The organism is Streptomyces sp. NPDC041814 (assembly GCF_055590565.1).
Genome location: NZ_JBVJAM010000009.1, coordinates 24,624 through 43,012, shown reverse-complemented (window position 1 = coordinate 43,012; position 18,389 = coordinate 24,624). Strand labels below are relative to the sequence as shown.

Sequence of the window (18,389 nt, the reverse complement as noted above, 5' to 3'; positions counted from 1 at the left end):
CCGCCCTCCGGGCGCTCATCGGAACGCGTCCAGGCCGGTGAGCGCCTTCCCCAGGACCAGCTGGTGCATCTCCACGGTCCCCTCGTAGGTGAGGACCGACTCCAGGTTGGTCGCGTGCCGCATCACCGGATACTCCAGCGAGATCCCGTTGGCGCCGAGGATCGTGCGCGAGGTGCGGCAGATCTCGATGGCCTCCCGCACATTGTTCAGCTTCCCGAAACTGACCTGCTCGGGGCGCAGCCGCCCCGCGTCCATCCGCCGGCCCAGGTGGTGGGCGAGCAGGATGCCCTTGTGCAGCTCGACGGCCATGTCGGCCAGCTTGGCCTGGGTGAGCTGGAAGCCGCCGATCGGCTTCCCGAACTGCTCCCGGGTGCGCGCGTAGTCGACGGCCGCCTCGAAGCTGGACCGGGCCGCGCCCATGGCGCCCCAGACGATGCCGTAGCGGGCGTGGCTCAGACAGCTCAGCGGCCCGCGCAGCCCGGTGACCCCGGGCAGGACGGCGTCGGCCGGCAGCCGCACCTCGTCCAGGACCAGTTCGCTGGTGACCGAGGCGCGCAGCGACCACTTGTGCCGGATCTCGGGCGCGGAGAAGCCCGGCGCGTCCGTCGGGACGACGAAGCCCCTGATGCCGGTGCCGGCCGGGCCCTCGTCGGTCTGGGCCCAGACGACCGCGACCCCGGCGACCGAGCCGTTGGTGATCCACATCTTGCGGCCGCTGAGCACCCAGTCCTCGCCGTCGCGCTTGGCGTACGTGCGCATGGCGGCCGGGTCCGAGCCGTGGTCGGGCTCGGTGAGGCCGAAGCAGCCGATGGTCTCGCCCGCCGCCATGCCGGGCAGCCACCGCTGCTTCTGCTCCTCGGAGCCGTAGCGGTGGATGGCGTACATGGCGAGGGAGCCCTGTACAGAGACGAGCGAGCGGATGCCGGAGTCGGCCGCCTCCAGCTCCAGGCAGGCCAGCCCGTACTGGACGGCGGTCGCGCCGGCACAGCCGTAGCCCTGGAGCGACATGCCGAGCGCGCCGAGGGCGCCCAGCTCCCGGGCCAGCTCGCGGATGCCGGGGAGCTCGCCGTTCTCGTACCACTCGGCGATGTGCGGCAGGACGCGGTCGGCGGCCCAGGTGCGGACGGTGTCGCGGATCGCGAGGTCCTCGGGGCTCAGCAGGTCGTCGACGCCGATCGGGTCCCGGGGGTCGAAGGGCGGGAGCTTCGAGGGGGCGGTGGACATGAGGGTGTGCCTCCGGCGGGTGCGCGAAAACTAGCGGCGTTAGTTACGGTGCCGGGCCGACGTTACGACCCGGGGTGCCGGACGTCCAGGGTGTCCCGGGCCCGCCCCGCCCGGCCGGCGCCGCGCGGGCACCCGGGGCGGCGCGTCGACCCGGTCCGCGGCCTCGCGCGGCGGTGTGCCGTCCGGGCGCTCCACCGGTTCCCGGGGCTCGCAGAGCTTCGGGGCGCACTCCATCGCCCCGGGCAGCCGCAGCGCGGCCAGCGCCCCGAGCAGCAGGAGCCCCGCGCTGACCAGCAGCGTCACATGCAGCCCGTCGATGAAGGCGTCCCGGGCCGTGGTGCGCAGGACGGAGCCGAGCGGCCCGCCCAGCGCCGCGGCCTGCTGGTAGGCCTCGCCGAGGGAGTGGGCGGCCCCGGCCGCCGCGGACGCGGGGACGCCGTCGGCGTGCAGCCCCGCGAGGCCGGGCGTATAGGCGGCGTTCATCACGCTGCCGAGGAGCGCTATCCCCATGCCGGCGCCCAGCTGGTAGGAGGTCTCCCCGATCGCGGCCGCCCCGCCCGCCCGGTCGGCGGGGGCCTCGCTGAGCATCGATTCGTACGCGCCGAACAGCGTGGACTGGAGGCCGAAGCCGAGGGCCACGAAGGCGGCGGCCAGCAGGACGGGCCGGTCGTCGCGGCCCATCACAGTCAGGGTCAGCACCGAAGCGGCCGTCAGGACGAAGCCCCAGCCGACCATCCGGCGCGGCCCGACCCGGCGCAGCGTGTGGGAGCCGGTGGCACCGGCGGCCATCGCGGCGAAGGTGAGCGGCAGCAGCCTGAGGCCGGTCTCCAGGGGACTGAGGCCCAGGACGAGCTGGAGGTACTGGACGGCGACGAGTTCCAGGCCGACCAGGGCGAGCATGGCCAGCACGATGCAGCCGACGGCGGTCGAGAACGCGGGCCGGGTGAACATGCCGATGTCGATCAGCGGGTGGGTGCGCCGCTTCTGGCGCCGCACGAAGGCCGCGAGCAGGACGGCCCCGAGCAGCAGCGGCACCAGGGTCGCGAGGTCTGCCAGGCCCTCCCCGGTGCCGGCCCGCTTCACACCGAGGACCACGCCGAGCACCCCGGCGGCGGCCATCAGCGCGCCGAGCACGTCCCAGGGTCCGTCGTCGTTGCCCCGGGACTCGGGGAGCAGCAGCCGGCCGACCGGGAGGATCAGGGCCATCAGCGGGATGTTGATCAGGAAGACCGAGCCCCACCAGAAGTGCTCGACGAGGAAGCCGCCGATGACGGGCCCGGTGGCGGCGCCGACGGCGGCCACGGCGGACCAGACGCCGATCGCCACGGCCCGTTCGCGCCGGTCGGGGAAGACCTGGCGCAGGATCGAGAGGGTGGCGGGCATGATCATCGCCCCGCCGACGCCGAGCAGGGCCCGCGCCGCGATGAGCACGCCGGCGCTGTCGGCCAGGGCGGCGACGGCCGAGGCAGCGCCGAAGAGGGCGTAACCGAGCAGCAGGACGCGCCGGCGTCCGACCCGGTCGCCGAGGGTGCCGAAGAGGATCAGCAGCGAGGCGCAGACGAGCGGGTAGGCGTCCACGATCCACAGCAGACCGGCGGCGCTGGGCCGCAGGTCCTCGGTGACGGCGGGGACGGCCACGTGCAGCACGGTCGCGTCGAGCGCGACGAGCAGCAGGCTGAGGCAGAGGACGACCAGGACGACCCAGCGGTTGGCACCGTCGGCGGCTGCGCGCAGGCGGATTCGGGCGGTGGGCGTCCCGGACATGCATCTACCTCCCAGATGGTCCCCTCGCTCTCGGCGGGCCCACGGGACGCGGTGTCCGGGCCCGGCGTCGACGGGCGAGTGATCCGTCAGCGTACGCGAGTTCGGCGGGGCCACACGTGGTCCATCTCATACCGTCCGACCAGGTGGAGTGTGGCGTATGCCACTGCGCGCACCGCCCGGCGGCGCCGCGGGAGCCCCCGCCCGAAGCCGTACGGTAACCGGACTGACACCCTCCGTTCCGCTCCGCCGCACCGTGGATAAACACACTTCGCGATCCCCGGAATTCTTCGCAAGCTTCAGCGAATTACTTGTCGAACAGGTATCGCATAACAGGCCGAAAAGAATGGGGAAGTTATTCAGACTCCCTGGAAAAACCCGGTGGCTGAGACATACTCCACATCACATCGTCATCACAAAGCGCCCGGATCGACAGGCGCGCCCACTCACTCGCTGTAACGTCGATTGGGTGCGTACCGACATCTTCGCCCGGCTGGACCGGGAGCCGGAACCGCCGAAGATAGAGACACCGCGGATGAGCCGTCACCGCATCGCTCTCTTCGGCGGGACGTTGGCGTTCTATCTGGCCATCGTCGTTGCCGTGCTCATGTCGTCCTGGCTGGTGGCCCTGGACTGGAAGGTCATGCTCTTCCGGCCCTACCAGCAGTGGCCCGAAATCCACGCCGCCCTCGACTACTACGTGGTCCTCGGTCAGCGCGGGCCCACCGCGGTCATGGTCGCCTGCTGGCTCGGCTGGCGCTCCTGGCGGCAGCACACCCTGCGTCCGCTGCTGACGCTCGGCGCCTCGCTGCTGCTGCTCAACCTGACGGTGGGCGCGGTCAAGATCGGCCTCGGCCGGCTCGGCCCGCACTACGCGACCAGGATCGGATCGGCCGAGCTCTTCGCCGGCGGCGATATATTTCCCTCCGGCCACACCGCCAACGCCGTCGTGACCTGGGGAATCCTCGCCTACCTGGCCGCCACCCCGCGGGCCAGGCGCTATCTGTCGGCCATGTCCGCGATCGTCTCGCTCGGCGTCGGCCTGACGACGGTCTACCTCGGTACGCACTGGCTGAGCGACGTGCTCCTCGGCTGGGCCGCGGGCCTGCTGATCCTGCTCGGCCTGCCCTGGGTGGAACCGCTGATCACCCGCGCCGAGAACTGGATCTTCGCCGCCCGCGCACGGCTCGGCGCCCCCGGCAGCCGCCCCGCGGCCCCGGCGCCCGCCGCCGACGCCCCGGCGCCCGTCCCGGCCGGACAGCCGTCCGCACAGCCCGCCGCGCAGCCGCCCGTCGAGGAGCCGTCGGCGCAGGGCCCGGCGCGTGGCCAGACCGGGCGCCCAACAGCCGCGAGCGGACGCCCGCGGCCCCATCCGGCCCCGGCCACCGCCCACGCGGTGCGCTCGGAGCGGTCCCCGGTGACGCCGGCCGGCAGCCGGCGCCCGCCGCACGCCGACCGGACGCCGCGCGGGGGAACGGCTCCGGCCCGGCCGGTCGCCGGCGGCTGATCCCGGCGTACGCGTGAGGGGCCCCGACCACATCCGGTCGGGGCCCCTCACGCGTACGCCCGGCGTCCGGCGGCTCAGCCGGTCCAGCAGCGCCTGACGACGCCGCCGTCGACCTCGAAGTTGATCCGGCCCGCCTGGAACTCCATGGTGATGACCATGCCCGGCGGCAGGGCCCGTACGGTGGACCAGCCGCGCTCCCGGGCCCGCTGTTCGGCGGTCTCTGCGGGGAGCCCCACATACGCGCCGGTGGCGTCGTCGGGCTGGGCGGGAGGAGTCGGTATGGGTGCCATACCTCTCACCGTAGGCGCCCGGCCGCAGGGGCGGTAGCGGGGGCGCACGGCATCCTTACGTCCCTCACCGGTCACACTTGTGTCACAGGATGCCGACACGTGTTCCCCCCGACCCCCTTCACCCGAACGTGCGATTCACAACCGGACGCACAGTAATCGCACAGGCCGGTGAACGATCTTCGGACCGGTGGGAAAACGACGAGGATTTCCACCCGGGAACGGGGCCGAATTCCCGGCGGGAAAACGTTCCGCATTGACCGGCTTCGCCGATAATTCACCCGCTCTTATCGCACCCTTATCCCCGGAACCGACAGACATACCATCGGACGGGCCGGTCCGCGGCCGGCGGACCGTATAGCGGACAACCCGGTTCCGCGCATTCCGGCGTGCGGCGGGGGAGCCCTCCGGACCGGCCGCCGCCCCGACCCGGCCGCCTCCGGCGGGCCCACCGCACGGGCGGTTTCCTCCCTCTTTGTCGGGTGGTCCACGGCCGGTCCCCCGCCTTCCCGGCGCGTCCGCGGCCGATTCCGTACGGCTTCCCGCGTGACCCCGGCAGTGGCTCGCCCGTTGTCATCTCTGAGCCGGGAACCGCCCGGCGCACGTACCGAGTTCGAGGAGCCACCCGTGCCGCGCATGCTCGACGTCAGCGAGGACGTACGCGCCGAGATCGGCGACGCCGAAGCCGACCGGCTGCTCATCGGCGACAACGCCCCGGGCAGTTACGACTGCACCTCCTGCCGCACCCCCGGCGACTCCGAGCAGGAGCGCACCAGCACCGTGCTGTTCGTCGGCGAAGAGACCGCCGTGCTCGCCTTCGCGCACGCCAGCTGCATCCCCTCGCAGGTCGTCCAGGTCGCCGAGGAGCAGCTTCAGGGCGCCGTTCGCAGCATCACCGGCGGCGAGCAGGGGGAGCCGGAGCGGGTCGTCCCCGAACAGGCAGTCCTCGGCATCACCAGCGGCCTCGTCCTGATCGACGACGAGCTGCACCCGGCCCTGGTCGTGGAGCCGACCGGCGCGATCGCCCGCCCGGGCACGGACGGCAGGGACGGCGACCAGTTCCTCCAGCTCCTCCTGGAACAGGGCTTCCAGCCGGTCCACCGCATGGAGCAGGTGCCGGAGGTGCTGCACGGCTGGTCGATCCTGCTCGCCATGGGCCAGCTGCACGCCGTGCTCCAGCCGGGTACGGGGGGCGGCACCCCGGTCGCCTGGTGGCAGGCGCACGCGCCGCTCCAGGTCACCGAGGGCTGGCGGACCGCCGCCAACAAGTCGCAGACCGTGCTGGTCTACGCCGCCCCGGCGGGCTCCATCGGCCAGCAGCCCCGCGAGGACCTGCTGCGCGACGCGCTGGAGAAGGCATCGGCCGCCGGGCTGCTGGTCGCCGCCGCCATGCCGCTGGCCGGGACCTGACCGTGACCGCGCATCCGGAGCGCCGACGGCGAACAGTTGTCTGTCCGACGGGTGTTTCCGCGGCGGGCCCGCATCCGACGGCCGACGAGGTCGTTGGCACCTACGTGCACTCATACGACCCCTCCCACCAGCTTCCGAGCCCGATCCCTGCCATGCGTCCCTCGCAGGACCCCTCGGGCGGCCCGTCCCACACCCCGATCTACGACGCGCTGTACTCCGAGTACCGCCGCTCGTTCCGGGCGTTGCCGGGTGACCGGACCGGCGAGGAGAGTCTGGGCCTCCAGGCCCTCGGCCTCTTCGGCTCGCGCGCCCCGCTGCGCGGCCACTCGGGCCATTCCTCGCCCGGCGGAACGGTCACGGCGGGGGGCGACCGCTCCGGGACGGGCACGCGCTCCGGGAGCCTCGGCGGCTGGCAGCGGGTGGGCCGCCATGCGGGGCGCACCCGGCCCGCGGCGCTGCCGCCCGGCTCACGGGACGCCTGAGCCCTCGCGTACGACGCAGCCCCGGACCGCTCGGTGACCGAGCGCTCCGGGGCTGTCGCGTACCGCCTCGTACGGGGTTACTTCTTGCGGCCCCGCTTCTCGCGGACCCGGACCGAGATGTGGATCGGGGTGCCCTCGAAGCCGAACTCCTCGCGCAGACGGCGCTCCACGAAGCGCCGGTAGCCGTGCTCCAGGAAGCCGGAGGCGAAGAGGACGAAGCGCGGCGGCTTGGTGCCCGCCTGGGTGCCGAACAGGATGCGGGGCTGCTTGCCGCCCCGGACCGGGTGCGGGTGAGCGGCGACGATCTCGCCCAGGAAGGCGTTGAGCCGGCCCGTGGGGACGCGGGTCTCCCAGCCGTCGAGCGCGGTCTCGATCGCCGGGACCAGCTTCTCCATGTGGCGGCCGGTGCGGGCCGAGACGTTGACCCGGGGGGCCCAGGCGACCTGCGCGAGCTCGGTCTCGATCTCGCGCTCCAGGTAGTAGCGGCGCTCCTCGTCCAGCGTGTCCCACTTGTTGAAGGCGAGCACGACGGCGCGGCCCGCCTCCACGGCCATGGTCACGATGCGCTGGTCCTGGACGCTGATCGTCTCGCTGGAGTCGATCAGGATGACCGCGACCTCGGCCTTCTCCAGGGCGGCGGCGGTGCGCAGCGAGGCGTAGTAGTCCGCGCCCTCCTGGAGGTGGACGCGGCGGCGGATGCCTGCCGTGTCGATGAACTTCCAGGTGACGCCGCCCAGCTCGATGAGCTCGTCCACCGGGTCACGGGTGGTGCCCGCCAGCTCGTTGACGACGACGCGGTCCTCGTTGGCCACCTTGTTCAGCAGCGAGGACTTGCCGACGTTCGGGCGGCCGATGAGCGCGATGCGGCGCGGTCCGCCGAGGGCCGTGCCGAAGGACTGCGGCGGGGCCTCGGGCAGGGCCTCCAGGACGGCGTCCAGCATGTCGCCGGTGCCGCGGCCGTGCAGCGAGGAGACCGGGTGCGGTTCGCCGAGGCCGAGCGACCAGAGGGCGGTGGCGTCCGCCTCGCCGCTCTGCCCGTCCACCTTGTTGGCGCAGAGCACGACGGGCTTGCCGGCCCGGCGCAGCAGCTTGACGACGGCCTCGTCGGTGTCGGTGGCGCCGACGGTGGAGTCCACGACGAAGACGACCGCGTCGGCCGTCTCGATGGCGTACTCCGCCTGGGCGGCGACGGAGGCGTCCAGGCCGAGGACGTCCTGCTCCCAGCCGCCGGTGTCCACGACCTTGAAGCGGCGGCCCGCCCACTCGGCCTCGTAGGTGACGCGGTCGCGGGTGACGCCCGGCTTGTCCTGGACGACGGCCTCGCGGCGGCCGATGATCCGGTTCACCAGGGTCGACTTGCCGACGTTGGGCCGGCCGACGACGGCGAGCACGGGGAGTGGCCCGTGCCCCGCCTCGTCGAGCGCGCCCTCGACCTCCTCGGGGTCGAATCCCTCCTGCGCGGCGAGCTCCATGAACTCCGCGTACTCGGCATCGCCAAGCTCTCCGTGCTCGTGGTCCGAGCCGCCGGAGTGAATCTGGTCGTTCATGAAGTCCGTTCCTCTTTGCATCATCATCGATGGACCACGCAGCGCGCGCGGTCCACTACTCAAGTCTTACCCGGTGCGCCCGGTGAGGCGCCCGGCGTGCTCCAGGTGGCCGGTCAGCCGGGCCTGGATGCGCAGCGTGGCCTCGTCCAGCGCCTTACGCGTACGCCTGCCGCTGCCGTCGCCCGCCTGAAAAGCGTCCCCGAAGACGACGTCCACGCGGCTGCGCAGCGGAGGCAGTGCCGATATCAACCTGCCGCGGCGCTCGGTGCTTCCCAGGACGGCCACGGGGACGATCGGCGCCCCGCTGCGCACCGCGAAGTACGCGAGCCCGGCGCGCAGCGAGGCGAAGTCTCCTTCGCCCCTGGTGCCCTCGGGGAAGATCCCGAGCACCCCGCCGTCCTCCAGCACGCCGAGCGCGCGGGTGATGGCGGTGCGGTCGGCGGTCGTACGGTCCACCTCCAGCTGCCCGATTCCGCGCAGGAACGGGTCGAGGGGGCCGACGAACGCCTCTTTCTTGATCAGGAAGTGGACGGGCCGGGGCGCGGTGCCCATCAGCATCGGCCCGTCGATGTTGTGCGAGTGGTTCACCGCGAGTATGACGGGTCCGGAGGCCGGGACCCGCCAGGCACCGAGGACACGGGGCCTGAAGAGCCCGTACATCAGGCCGATCCCGATGCCGCGCCCGACCGCCGCACCACGCGGCGAGGGCGCGCTCGTGGCGTCGGTCACTTCGCGGCCCGCTTCTCCCCGACGAGGGTGACGACGCACTCGATGACCTGCTGGAGCGTCAGCTCGGTGGTGTCCACCTCGACCGCGTCGGCCGCCTTGGCGAGCGGGGACGTCTTGCGGCCGGAGTCGGCCGCGTCCCGCTTGATCAGCGCCTCCTTGGTGGCGGCGAGATCGGAGCCCTTGACCTCGCCGCTGCGGCGGGCGGCACGGGCCTCCGGCGACGCGGTGAGGAAGATCTTGATGTCGGCGTCGGGCAGCACGGTGGTGCCGATGTCGCGGCCCTCGACCACGATGCCCTTCTCGGCCTCGGCGGCGATGGTGCGCTGGAGCTCGGTGATCAGGGTGCGCACCTCGGGGACGGCGCTGACGGCGCTGACCTTGGAGGTGACCTCCTGGGTGCGGATCGGACCGGAGGCGTCCTCGCCGTCGACGGTGATCGTCGGGGCGGCGGGGTCGGTGCCGGAGACGATGACCGGCTTGGCGGCGGCGGTCGCGACCTGGGCGGCGTCGTGCACGTCGATGCCGTTGTTCAGCATCCACCAGGTGATGGCGCGGTACTGGGCGCCGGTGTCCAGGTAGCTGAGGCCGAGCTGGGCGGCGACGGCCTTGGAGGTGCTGGACTTGCCGGTGCCGGAGGGGCCGTCGATGGCGACGATCACGGCGGCCGGGGCGGTCCGGACGGCGGCGCTTACGGTTTCCACGGTGGTGGACACCTTCCTGGTGCTCGGGGCGGGCTGGGCGGGACGCGTGAACCCGCCCCGCACAAGGTTACCGAGTGCGGGGACGGGTCCGGTCACCCCTGTGGACAAGTGTGCGACCGGTCATGGTCGCACGGTCCCTACTGACGGATCGACCAGCCCCGCTCGCGGAGGGCGGCGGCCAGGACGGGGGCGGCGCTGGGTTCGACCATGAGCTGGACGAGACCGGCCTGCTGGCCGCTGGCGTGCTCGATGCGCACGTCCTCGATGTTGACCCCGGACCGGTCCGCGTCGGTGAAGATGGCGGCCAGCTCGCCGGGCCGGTCGCTGATCAGGACGGCGACCGTCTCGTACGAGGCCGGGGCGGCGCCGTGCTTGCCGGGCACCCGGACCCGGCCCGCGTTGCCCCGGCTCAGGACATCGCGGATGGCCTCGGTGCCCGCGTGCCGCTTCTCCTCGTCGGCGGACTGGAGCCCGCGCAGCGCGGTGACCGTCTCCTCCAGGTCGGCGGCGACGCCCGCGAGGACGTCGGCGACGGGACCGGGGTTGGCGGACAGGATCTCCACCCACATGCGGGGGTCGGAAGCCGCGATCCGGGTCACGTCCCTGATGCCCTGCCCGCACAGCCGCACCGCGGTCTCGTCGGCGTCCTCCAGGCGCGCCGCGACCATCGAGGAGATCAGCTGCGGGGTGTGCGAGACGAGCGCGACGGCCCGGTCGTGGGCGTCGGCGTCCATGACGACCGGGACGGCCCGGCACAGCGCGACCAGCTCCAGGGCGAGGTTCAGCACCTCGGTGTCGGTGTCCCGGGTCGGGGTGAGCACCCAGGGCCGCCCCTCGAAGAGGTCGGCGGTCGCGGCGAGCGGCCCGGAGCGCTCCTTGCCGGCCATCGGGTGCGTGCCGATGTACGGGGTGAGGTCGGCCCCCAGCGCCTCCAGCTCGCGGCGCGGCCCGCCCTTGACGCTGGCGACGTCGAGGTAGCCGCGGGCGACCCCGTCGCGCATGGCGGCGGCGAGCACGGTCGCGGTGTGGGCGGGCGGCACGGCGACGACCGCGAGGTCGACGCGGCCCTCGGGCGGCTCGTCCGTACCGGCGCCGAGCGCGGCGGCGGTCGCGGCGGACTCGGGGTCGTGGTCGACCAGGTGGACGGCGATGCCCCGGCCCGCGAGGGCGAGGGCCGCGGAGGTCCCGACGAGGCCGGTACCGATGACGACGGCGGTTCTCACTGGGCGATGTCCTTGCGCAGGGCGGCGGTGGCGCCGAGGTAGACGTGGTTGATCTCGGCCTTGGACAGATAGGTCTCGACGTGCGCCAGGAGGCGGACCACCCGGGGCATGGCCCCCTCGATGTCGAGTTCCTGGGCGCAGATCAACGGTACGTCGACGATCCCCATGGACCGCGCGGCGGCGGCCGGGAAGTCGCTGTGCAGGTCGGGCGTGGCCGTGAACCAGATGCTGATCAGGTCGTCCGCGACGAGTTCGTTGCGCTCCAGGACGGCGGCGAGCAGGGCACCGACCCGCTCGTGCAGGTGCCCGTTCTCGTCCCGGTCCAGCTGGACGGCGCCCCGGACCGCTCGTACCGCCACGTAGTGCTCCTCGCTCGTTCCGTACCGCTTCGTGCGTGTGCGATCAGCGTAGAGGGGCGGCGGGGTCCCGTGCCCGCCCGCCCTTTTCGTGAGACGCGCCCGCACCCGGTCCTCGCGTAGCCTCCCGGCATGATCACGCCGACCGACGAGGACCTGGTGCGCGACCACACGGTGTACTCCTGTGTGATGGGATCGCGTGCCTTCGGTCTCGCCACCGAGTCCAGCGACACCGACCGGCGGGGCGTGTTCCTGGCACCGACCCCGCTGTTCTGGCGCTTCGAGAAGCCGCCCACGCACGTCGAGGGCCCGGCGGACGAGCAGTTCTCCTGGGAGCTGGAACGCTTCTGCGAGCTGGCGCTGCGGGCCAACCCGAACGTGCTGGAGTGCCTGCACTCGCCGCTCGTGGACCACGTGGACGACACCGGCAGGGAACTGCTCGCCCTGCGCGGCGCCTTCCTCTCCCGCCGGGCGCACGACTCGTTCGTACGCTATGCCCTGGCCCAGCGCCGGAAGCTGGAAGCGGACGTGCGCCAGTACGGCGCCCCGCGCTGGAAGCACGCGATGCATCTGCTGCGGCTGCTGGTGAGCTGCCGGGACCTGCTGCGCACCGGCGAACTGACGATCGAGGTGGGCGAGGCCCGCGAAGCCCTCCTCGCGGTCAAGCGCGGCGAGGTCCCCTGGCCCGAGGTCGAACGCCGCATGACCCGGCTCGGCACCGAGAACGACGAGGCGGCGGACACCTCCCCGCTGCCGCCCGAGCCGGACCGGGCCCGCGTCGAGGACTTCCTCGTCCGCACACGCCGGGCGTCGGCGCTGGCGTCAGCGCGCTGAGAGCCGGGCCCGCACCACGAGGGCATGGAGCGCGTCGAAGCCGCCCGCTCCGTCCGGAAGCCCCGACTTCTCCTGCGCCACGTCGAGGACCCCGTGCAGCGCCTCGACGTCCCGGCCGGCCGCAGCCGCGTCCACGCCGTCCGCTCCCCCGTGCTCGGCCTCCGCCTTGGCCGCGATCAGGCCGGGCAGGTAGGCAGGCGCCTCCACCCTCGTGAGCAGCGTCGGCAAGTGGGCCAGCACCTCACCGCTGCGCATCAGGTGGATGCCGGTGAGCAGCGCCCGGAAGGTGTACAGCAGCGGCTTGAGTTCGCCGGTGCGCGCGAAGAGCCGCCACTGGGTGTTGGCGAACCCCCGGTAGTGGTGCGCGTGGTTGCGGGTGAGGACCTGCGGGGCCGTCGCCACCAGCTCGGCGTGCAGTGGGGTGGTGTGCACGATCAGCGGCGAGAGCAGCTGCTCCAGCACGTAGCCGTTGGGCTTGAGCATCAGCCGGACGAACTTGCGCAGGTCGTGCGTGACGAGGTCCATCTCCACCCCGTCCCGGTCCCACATCCGCGAGCGGGTCTCCTCGGGCTCCCGCAGCCCGACGAGGTCCTCCGCAGGCAGCAGATGCACCCCGCGCATGTCCACGTCCGAATCCCGGGACGGGAAGCCGTACAGGTGCGCCCCTGAGACCGTGGCGAACAGCAGGGGGTGCGGTTCACCGGCGAGGACCGGCCCGAGGTCGGTGACCGGGAGCCCGGCCTCCTGGAGGAGCGTGGTGTACGTGGGCATGGCTCAAGCGTCCCAGAGGGCCCCGGCCTCGTGCGGGCCACCCTGTGTGAAGGCGGCAGCCATCGGCGCGAGCCCGGTCAGCGCGCCCGGCGCGGCCCTCTCCGTACGGGTGGCGTCATGCCTGCCGTCCTTCCGGTCGCAGCAGCGGGGGGTGCAGTGTCGTGGCGTCGCCCGCGCGGTAGAGGGCGGCCGGTTTGCCGCGGCCGCCGGTGCGGCGGGGGGCGCCTTCGGCGGGCTGGACGAAGCCCGGAGTGGCGAGGACCTTGCGGCGGAAGTTGGGGCGGTCGAGCTCGACGCCCCAGACCGTTTCGTAGACCTGTTGCAGCTCGCCCAGGGTGAAGTGCGGCGGGCAGAACGCGGTGGCCAGGCAGGTGTACTCCAGCTTGGCGCCGACCCGGTCGCGGGCGTCCGCGAGGATGCGTTCGTGATCGAAGGCGAGCGGGCCCGTCCGGGCCGCGTCCCACCAGCGCGCCCCCGCCGCGTCCCCGCCGCCGCGCGGTTCGGGCAGGTCCGGGACGAGGGCGGTGTGGGCGACGGAGACGACGCGCATCCGGGGGTCGCGGTCCGGGTCGCTGTACGTGCGCAGCTGCTCCAGGTGGAGGCCGGAGACGGTGGCGTCGCTCAGCCCGGTCTCCTCGGCGAGCTCGCGGCGGGCGGCGGCCCCGGCGGACTCGCGGGGCAGCAGGAAGCCGCCGGGGAGCGCCCACTGGCCCCGGTACGGCTCCGCGCCGCGTTCGACCAGCAGGACGTGCAGCCGGGACTCGCGGACCGTGAAGACGGCCAGGTCCACGGTGACCGCGAAGGGCTCGAAGGCGCTCGGGTCGTAGCCCTCGGGGGCGGCGGCGCTCATCGGTGCTCCGGGAGGGGCGCGGCGAAGTCCCAGCCCTCGGCGAGCAGCGCGTCGACGGCCTCGACCGCGCGGGCGAGGCGCGCCTCACGGCTGCCGGTCACCTCGATGAAGGTCCGGCCGGTACGGGTGAGCTCGGCCCGGAAGCGGTCGGTCATCCAGGGGCGCAGCTCCTCGCCGTCGCGCAGCCCGTCGTCCTCGAAGGCGACGCCCTCGTGGTCCGTGAGCAGCCACAGGTGGTGCCGGGCCCGGTCCGCGACGCGCTCGACGAGGGGGTTGCGCCCGCCCACGTACCGCTCGTGCCAGACGGTCGTCGCGAAGGAGTCCGTGTCGCAGAAGAGCACCGGGGAGCCGGTGCGGGCGGCCTCCTCCTCGCGGGCGTTCTGGACCTCGGCGATGTGCGGGAAGTCGTGGGTGGAGAGGGTGACGTCCTCCCACTGGGCCCGGGGCCACCGCTCGCGCAGCTCGGCCAGTTTCCGTTCGCTGAACTCGCGCCCGTACTCGGCCACGTACCCCGTGTGCGCCCAGACCCCGCCGCGCTGCCGGTAGTGGGCGGCGAGCGCGCGGGCCAGCGTGGTGGTGCCGGTGGACTCCGCGCCGAGGACGACGACGCGGCGGGCGAGCGCCGCCCGCACCGGCGCTTCGAGGAAGCCCCAGCGGCCGGCCGGGTCCGCGCGGACGGCGGTGCCGGAGACCGGGTACGCGGTGCGGCCGGGGTCGACGCAGACGGACTCGGCGCCGAAGCGGCGGGCCAGTTCGTCCCCGTACGGCTCCGAGGTGAAGACGGCGTCCACCCGCTCGGGCACCGCCGCCGTGAAGACGGCCATGTGGGCGTCCCAGATCGCCGGGTCGTGCAGGTCCATGCGGGTGTCGTCCATGGCGCCGACCACCGTCACGTCGGGGTGGGCCTGCCGCATCCAGTCGACCCGGTCGGCGAGCGGGACGGACTCCACCGACGCGGCGCAGACCAGGACGGTGAGCCGTTCGCAGCGGGCGGCGGCGGTGCGGACGAGGTGGTGGTGGCCGGCGTGCGGCGGGTAGAACTTTCCGAGCACGAGTCCGTGCGGGTAGCGCTTCATGCCAGAACCTTCGCGGGGTCGGCCGCCGTGAGGTCTCGGCGCCAGTTGCGCAGGCCGGTCAGGCACAGCGTCAGGAAGCCGACGTACAGCAGCGAGGTCAGGTACAGCTCCTTGTACGCGTACAGCGGGATGTACACGAGATCGGCTGCGATCCACAGCCACCAGGACTCGACCAGCTTCCGGCACTGCCCGTAGGTCGCCGCGAGCGAGAGTGCGGTCGTCAAGGCGTCCCAGAACGGCACGGTCGAGTCGGTCGCCCGGTCGAGCAGGACGGTCAGCCCCACGGTCCCCACCGCCCCCGCCGCGAGCAGCCAGGTCCACTCGGTGCGCGTGGTGCGGCGCACCGGCAGCCCGTCGGCCCCTGGTCCACCCCCGTGGGTCCAGGTCCACCAGCCGTAGGCGGCGAGGGCGATGAAGACGATCTGGAGTCCGGCGTCGGCGTACAGGCCGGACTGGGTGAACAGCAGGATGAAGAAGAGGTTGTTGGCGATGCCGATCGGCCAGTTGGCGAGGTGCTGGCGGGCCACGAGCCAGACGCACAGCGCGCCGCTGCCGAAGCCCAGCACCTCGGTCCAGCTGACCGGGGTGTCCAGAACCGTCACCAGGGGCTGCTGCAGGGGATCGAGTATGTCCGCGAGACTCACGCCCGCCTCCTTAATGGTCAAGGTGACTATAAATGCTCGGCCGGGCATGCGGAAGGCCCGCGGCCGGTTCCTCTCCGGAAAATTCCGGGGAACCGGCCGCGGGCCTTCGGGCGCCGCTTACGGGGACGGGCTACAGACCGACCTCGCGCATCAGCATGCCCACCTCGGTGTTGGTGAGCCGGCGCAGCCAGCCCGACTTCTGGTCGCCCAGCGCGATCGGGCCGAAGCCGGTGCGCACCAGCCGGTCGACGGGGAAGCCCGCCTCGGCCAGCATGCGGCGCACGATGTGCTTGCGGCCCTCGTGCAGGGTCACCTCGACCAGGTAGTTCTTGCCGGTGTTCTCCACGACGCGGAAGTGGTCGGCGCGGGCGTAGCCGTCCTCCAGCTGGATGCCGTCCTTGAGCCGCTTGCCCAGGTCGCGCGGGAGGGGGCCCTGGATGGCCGCCAGGTACGTCTTCTTCACGCCGTACTTGGGGTGGGTGAGACGGTGGGCCAGCTCGCCGTGGTTGGTGAGCATGATGATGCCCTCGGTCTCGGTGTCCAGCCGGCCGACGTGGAAGAGCCGCGTCTCACGGTTGGTGACGTAGTCGCCGAGGCACTGACGCCCGTCCGGGTCCTCCATGGAGGCGACGACACCGGCCGGCTTGTTCAGCGCGAAGAACAGGTAGGACTGGGTGGCGACGGTCAGCCCGTCGACCTTGATCTCGTCCTTGTGCACGTCGACGCGCATGCCCTGCTCGACGACGACCTCGCCGTTCACCTCGACGCGCGCCTGGTCGATCAGCTCCTCGCACGCGCGGCGGGAGCCCATGCCGGCGCGGGCCAGGACCTTCTGCAGCCGCTCGCCCTCCTGCTCGGCGCCCGGGTGCGTCTTGGGCGTCTTGATCTCGGGCTTGTTCGCGTACCGGTCGCGGTTGCGCTGCTCGATCTTGGCGTCCAGCTCGCGCGGACGCGCCGGGGCGCCGTACGGGCCGCGCCGGGCCCCGCCCTTCGCGCCGCCGCCCTGCGGGCTCTTCGGGCCGCCCTTGGCACCGCCCCGGGCCGCCGCGCCGCGCCCCTTGCGGACGCCGTCGCCGGTTGCGGGCTTGTCGGAGCCCAGGTCGTAGCGGCGCTCCTCGGGCCTGGGCTTGCGGGGGCGCTCCTCGTTCCGGCGGTCCTCGCGCTCGGAGCGGGGGGCCCGCGCGTTCGGGTTGCTGTTCCTGCCGGTGCCGCTGTTGTTCCTGCCGCTCCGGCCCCCGCCGCTGCCGCCGCTCCTGCCGCCGCTACCGCTGTTCCTGCCACTGCTTCGCATCAAAAGTCCGTCTTGTCGTCTGCGTGAGTTTCCGGGGTGTCCGGTGCGTCCGGATCGAACGACGGCACACCCTCTGGCGTCTCGGCCTCGATCGCGTCCGCCTCGGGGAGGAAGGGCGCGAGCTCCGGGAGCTCATCAAGGCCACGCAGGCCCATCCGCTCCAGAAAGTAGTTCGTCGTCCTGTACAGGATCGCACCTGTTTCGGGTTCCGTGCCCGCCTCCTCGACCAGACCCCTCTGGAGCAGGGTCCGCATGACCCCGTCACAGTTCACCCCGCGCACCGCGGAGACCCGCGACCGGCTCACCGGCTGCCGGTACGCGACGACCGCCAGGGTCTCCAGGGCCGCCTGGGTCAGCCGGGCGTGCTGGCCGTCCAGGACGAAGCCCTCGACCGCCGCCGCGTACTCGGGCCGGGTGTAGAACCGCCAGCCGCCCGCGACGAGCCGGAGGTCGAAGCCGCGCCGCTGCACGGTGTACTCGTCGGCCAGCTCCCGCAGCGCGGCGGCCACGGCCCGCCGGGGGCGCTCCAGCACCTTGGCCAGGTGTTCCTCGGTGGCGGGCTCGTCCACGACCATGAGGACGGCCTCCAGGGCGGGCTTGAGGTCGAGGTCCGCGACCGCGGAGCCGGCGGGGTCCGTCATGGCGTCTCCTCGGGGGTTGCGGAGGCGTCCGTGGCCTCCTGGTCGAATTCGTCCGTCACGACGGGCTCGGCGCCCGCCTCCCCGGCCCAGCGCACCATCAGCTCGCCGAGCGCCACGTCCTGGTCCAGGGCGACGGCCTTCTCCCGGTACAGCTCCAGCAGGGCGAGGAAGCGGGCGACGACGGTGAGCGTGTCCGGCGCGTCCTCGGTCAGCGCCCGGAAGCTGATCTCCCCGGACTCGCGGACCCGGGCGACCACGATGCCCGCCTGCTCCCGGACGCTGACCAGCGGGGCGTGGATGTGGTCGACGTACACCTGCGGCGCGGGCTTCGGCTGCATCGCCTTCACGGCCAGCCGGGCGAAGCCCTCGGCACCGATGCTGATGACGACGTCCGGCAGCAGTGCGGCGTGGTGCGGTTCGAGGCCGACGGTACGGGGGAAGCGCCGGGCCTCCGCTTCGAGCCGTCCGCTGAAGATGTCGGCGACGCGCTTGTACGCGCGGTACTGGAGGAGCCGCGCGAAGAGCAGGTCCCGGGCCTCCAGGAGCGCGAGGTCCGCCTCGTCCTCCACCTCGGCCGCGGGGAGCAGCCGGGCGGCCTTCAGGTCGAGGAGGGTCGCGGCGACCACCAGGAACTCGGTCGTCTGGTCCAGGTCCCAGTCGGGGCCCATCGCCCGGATGTGGGCCATGAACTCGTCGGTGACCTTGGACAGGGCGACCTCGGTCACATCCAGCTTGTGCTTGGAGATCAGCTGGAGAAGCAGGTCGAAGGGGCCCTCGAAGTTCGCGAGCCGCACGGTGAACCGGCCGTCGTCGGCGGCGGCGGGTGCGTCGGGGACGGCGGGCGCGGGCACCGTCTCCTCGGGCGCCGTCGCCTCGGGCACGGGCTCCGCGACGGGGGCCGGCGTCTCCACGGGCACGCCCCCCGCCCCCGGCCCGCGCCCCAGGCGGCGGCGGGCGGTGCGGGCGGGCTCGTCGGGTGTCGGCATGGAGGTCCAGGGTGCGCGGGGCGGGCTACGGCAGCGGGCGGCGGCCCGTACGGAAGGAGCGGGGCCGCG

At 73.1% G+C, this 18,389-nt stretch carries 19 protein-coding genes; 4 read left to right on the top strand and 15 right to left on the bottom strand.

Annotation, left to right across the window (positions count from 1 at the left end):
- Positions 1-15: 15 nt before the first annotated feature.
- The gene (locus ACZ6C6_RS22550) at positions 16-1,224 is read right to left on the bottom strand and encodes an acyl-CoA dehydrogenase family protein (protein WP_469205068.1); all 1,209 of its coding nucleotides are present in this window, start codon (positions 1,222-1,224) and stop codon (positions 16-18) included.
- A gap of 39 nt (positions 1,225-1,263) precedes the next feature.
- On the bottom strand, positions 1,264-2,988 hold the full coding sequence (locus tag ACZ6C6_RS22545) for an MFS transporter (RefSeq protein ID WP_469205067.1): 1,725 nt from the start codon (positions 2,986-2,988) through the stop codon (positions 1,264-1,266).
- Positions 2,989-3,454: 466 nt separating this feature from the next.
- On the opposite strand from ACZ6C6_RS22545, the gene ACZ6C6_RS22540 reads away from it, so the two are divergent.
- Positions 3,455-4,492, top strand: coding sequence for a phosphatase PAP2 family protein (locus ACZ6C6_RS22540; RefSeq protein ID WP_469205066.1), 1,038 nt, complete (start codon positions 3,455-3,457; stop codon positions 4,490-4,492).
- Between the two features lie 74 nt (positions 4,493-4,566).
- On the opposite strand, the gene ACZ6C6_RS22535 is transcribed toward ACZ6C6_RS22540, so the two are convergent.
- The gene (locus ACZ6C6_RS22535) at positions 4,567-4,782 is read right to left on the bottom strand and encodes an I78 family peptidase inhibitor (RefSeq protein WP_469205065.1); all 216 of its coding nucleotides are present in this window, start codon (positions 4,780-4,782) and stop codon (positions 4,567-4,569) included.
- Between the two features lie 624 nt (positions 4,783-5,406).
- On the opposite strand from ACZ6C6_RS22535, the gene ACZ6C6_RS22530 reads away from it, so the two are divergent.
- Both ACZ6C6_RS22530 and ACZ6C6_RS22525 read left to right on the top strand, forming a co-directional pair.
- Positions 5,407-6,189, top strand: coding sequence for a hypothetical protein (locus tag ACZ6C6_RS22530; protein ID WP_469205064.1), 783 nt, complete (start codon positions 5,407-5,409; stop codon positions 6,187-6,189).
- Between the two features lie 152 nt (positions 6,190-6,341).
- The gene (locus tag ACZ6C6_RS22525; RefSeq protein WP_469205063.1) at positions 6,342-6,671 is read left to right on the top strand and encodes a hypothetical protein; all 330 of its coding nucleotides are present in this window, start codon (positions 6,342-6,344) and stop codon (positions 6,669-6,671) included.
- A gap of 77 nt (positions 6,672-6,748) precedes the next feature.
- Here ACZ6C6_RS22525 and der read toward each other — a convergent pair whose 3' ends face one another.
- The 5 genes from der to aroH form a co-directional block, all read right to left on the bottom strand.
- Positions 6,749-8,218 (bottom strand): ribosome biogenesis GTPase Der, encoded by a 1,470-nt coding sequence (der, locus tag ACZ6C6_RS22520; protein WP_469205062.1) that lies wholly within the window; start codon positions 8,216-8,218, stop codon positions 6,749-6,751.
- A gap of 66 nt (positions 8,219-8,284) precedes the next feature.
- Positions 8,285-8,947: a lysophospholipid acyltransferase family protein gene (locus ACZ6C6_RS22515; protein ID WP_469205061.1), complete on the bottom strand. Its 663-nt coding sequence runs from the start codon at positions 8,945-8,947 to the stop codon at positions 8,285-8,287.
- Positions 8,944-9,660: a (d)CMP kinase gene (gene cmk / locus ACZ6C6_RS22510; RefSeq protein WP_164400931.1), complete on the bottom strand. Its 717-nt coding sequence runs from the start codon at positions 9,658-9,660 to the stop codon at positions 8,944-8,946. Before cmk ends, ACZ6C6_RS22515 begins: the two co-directional genes overlap by 4 nt.
- Positions 9,661-9,785: 125 nt before the next feature.
- On the bottom strand, positions 9,786-10,871 hold the full coding sequence (locus ACZ6C6_RS22505; protein WP_469205060.1) for a prephenate dehydrogenase: 1,086 nt from the start codon (positions 10,869-10,871) through the stop codon (positions 9,786-9,788).
- Entirely contained in the window at positions 10,868-11,230 is a 363-nt protein-coding gene (gene aroH, locus ACZ6C6_RS22500; protein WP_469205059.1) for a chorismate mutase, read from the bottom strand. The genes ACZ6C6_RS22505 and aroH overlap by 4 nt, the downstream gene beginning before the upstream one ends.
- 129 nt (positions 11,231-11,359) lie before the next feature.
- Here aroH and ACZ6C6_RS22495 point away from each other — a divergent pair, with 129 nt between their 5' ends.
- Complete coding sequence (locus tag ACZ6C6_RS22495; RefSeq protein WP_469205058.1) at positions 11,360-12,061, top strand: nucleotidyltransferase domain-containing protein; 702 nt, start codon at positions 11,360-11,362, stop codon at positions 12,059-12,061.
- Here ACZ6C6_RS22495 and ACZ6C6_RS22490 read toward each other — a convergent pair.
- The 7 genes from ACZ6C6_RS22490 to ACZ6C6_RS22460 form a co-directional block, all read right to left on the bottom strand.
- Positions 12,050-12,832 (bottom strand): nucleotidyltransferase domain-containing protein, encoded by a 783-nt coding sequence (locus ACZ6C6_RS22490; RefSeq protein ID WP_469205057.1) that lies wholly within the window; start codon positions 12,830-12,832, stop codon positions 12,050-12,052. The genes ACZ6C6_RS22495 and ACZ6C6_RS22490 overlap by 12 nt on opposite strands.
- 115 nt (positions 12,833-12,947) lie before the next feature.
- Positions 12,948-13,682 carry an NUDIX hydrolase gene (locus ACZ6C6_RS22485; RefSeq protein ID WP_469205056.1) on the bottom strand — a complete coding sequence of 245 codons (735 nt, stop codon included), beginning with the start codon at positions 13,680-13,682 and terminating at the stop codon, positions 12,948-12,950.
- The gene (locus tag ACZ6C6_RS22480; RefSeq protein WP_469205055.1) at positions 13,679-14,758 is read right to left on the bottom strand and encodes an AAA family ATPase; all 1,080 of its coding nucleotides are present in this window, start codon (positions 14,756-14,758) and stop codon (positions 13,679-13,681) included. Before ACZ6C6_RS22480 ends, ACZ6C6_RS22485 begins: the two co-directional genes overlap by 4 nt.
- Positions 14,755-15,402 (bottom strand): nicotinamide riboside transporter PnuC, encoded by a 648-nt coding sequence (gene pnuC, locus ACZ6C6_RS22475; protein ID WP_469205054.1) that lies wholly within the window; start codon positions 15,400-15,402, stop codon positions 14,755-14,757. The genes ACZ6C6_RS22480 and pnuC overlap by 4 nt, the downstream gene beginning before the upstream one ends.
- A gap of 130 nt (positions 15,403-15,532) precedes the next feature.
- Positions 15,533-16,693 carry a pseudouridine synthase gene (locus tag ACZ6C6_RS22470; protein ID WP_469205053.1) on the bottom strand — a complete coding sequence of 387 codons (1,161 nt, stop codon included), beginning with the start codon at positions 16,691-16,693 and terminating at the stop codon, positions 15,533-15,535.
- Complete coding sequence (scpB, locus tag ACZ6C6_RS22465) at positions 16,693-17,334, bottom strand: SMC-Scp complex subunit ScpB (RefSeq protein WP_365687520.1); 642 nt, start codon at positions 17,332-17,334, stop codon at positions 16,693-16,695. Before scpB ends, ACZ6C6_RS22470 begins: the two co-directional genes overlap by 1 nt.
- Positions 17,331-18,320, bottom strand: coding sequence for a segregation and condensation protein A (locus ACZ6C6_RS22460; protein WP_469205052.1), 990 nt, complete (start codon positions 18,318-18,320; stop codon positions 17,331-17,333). Before ACZ6C6_RS22460 ends, scpB begins: the two co-directional genes overlap by 4 nt.
- Between the last annotated feature and the right edge of the window lie 69 nt (positions 18,321-18,389).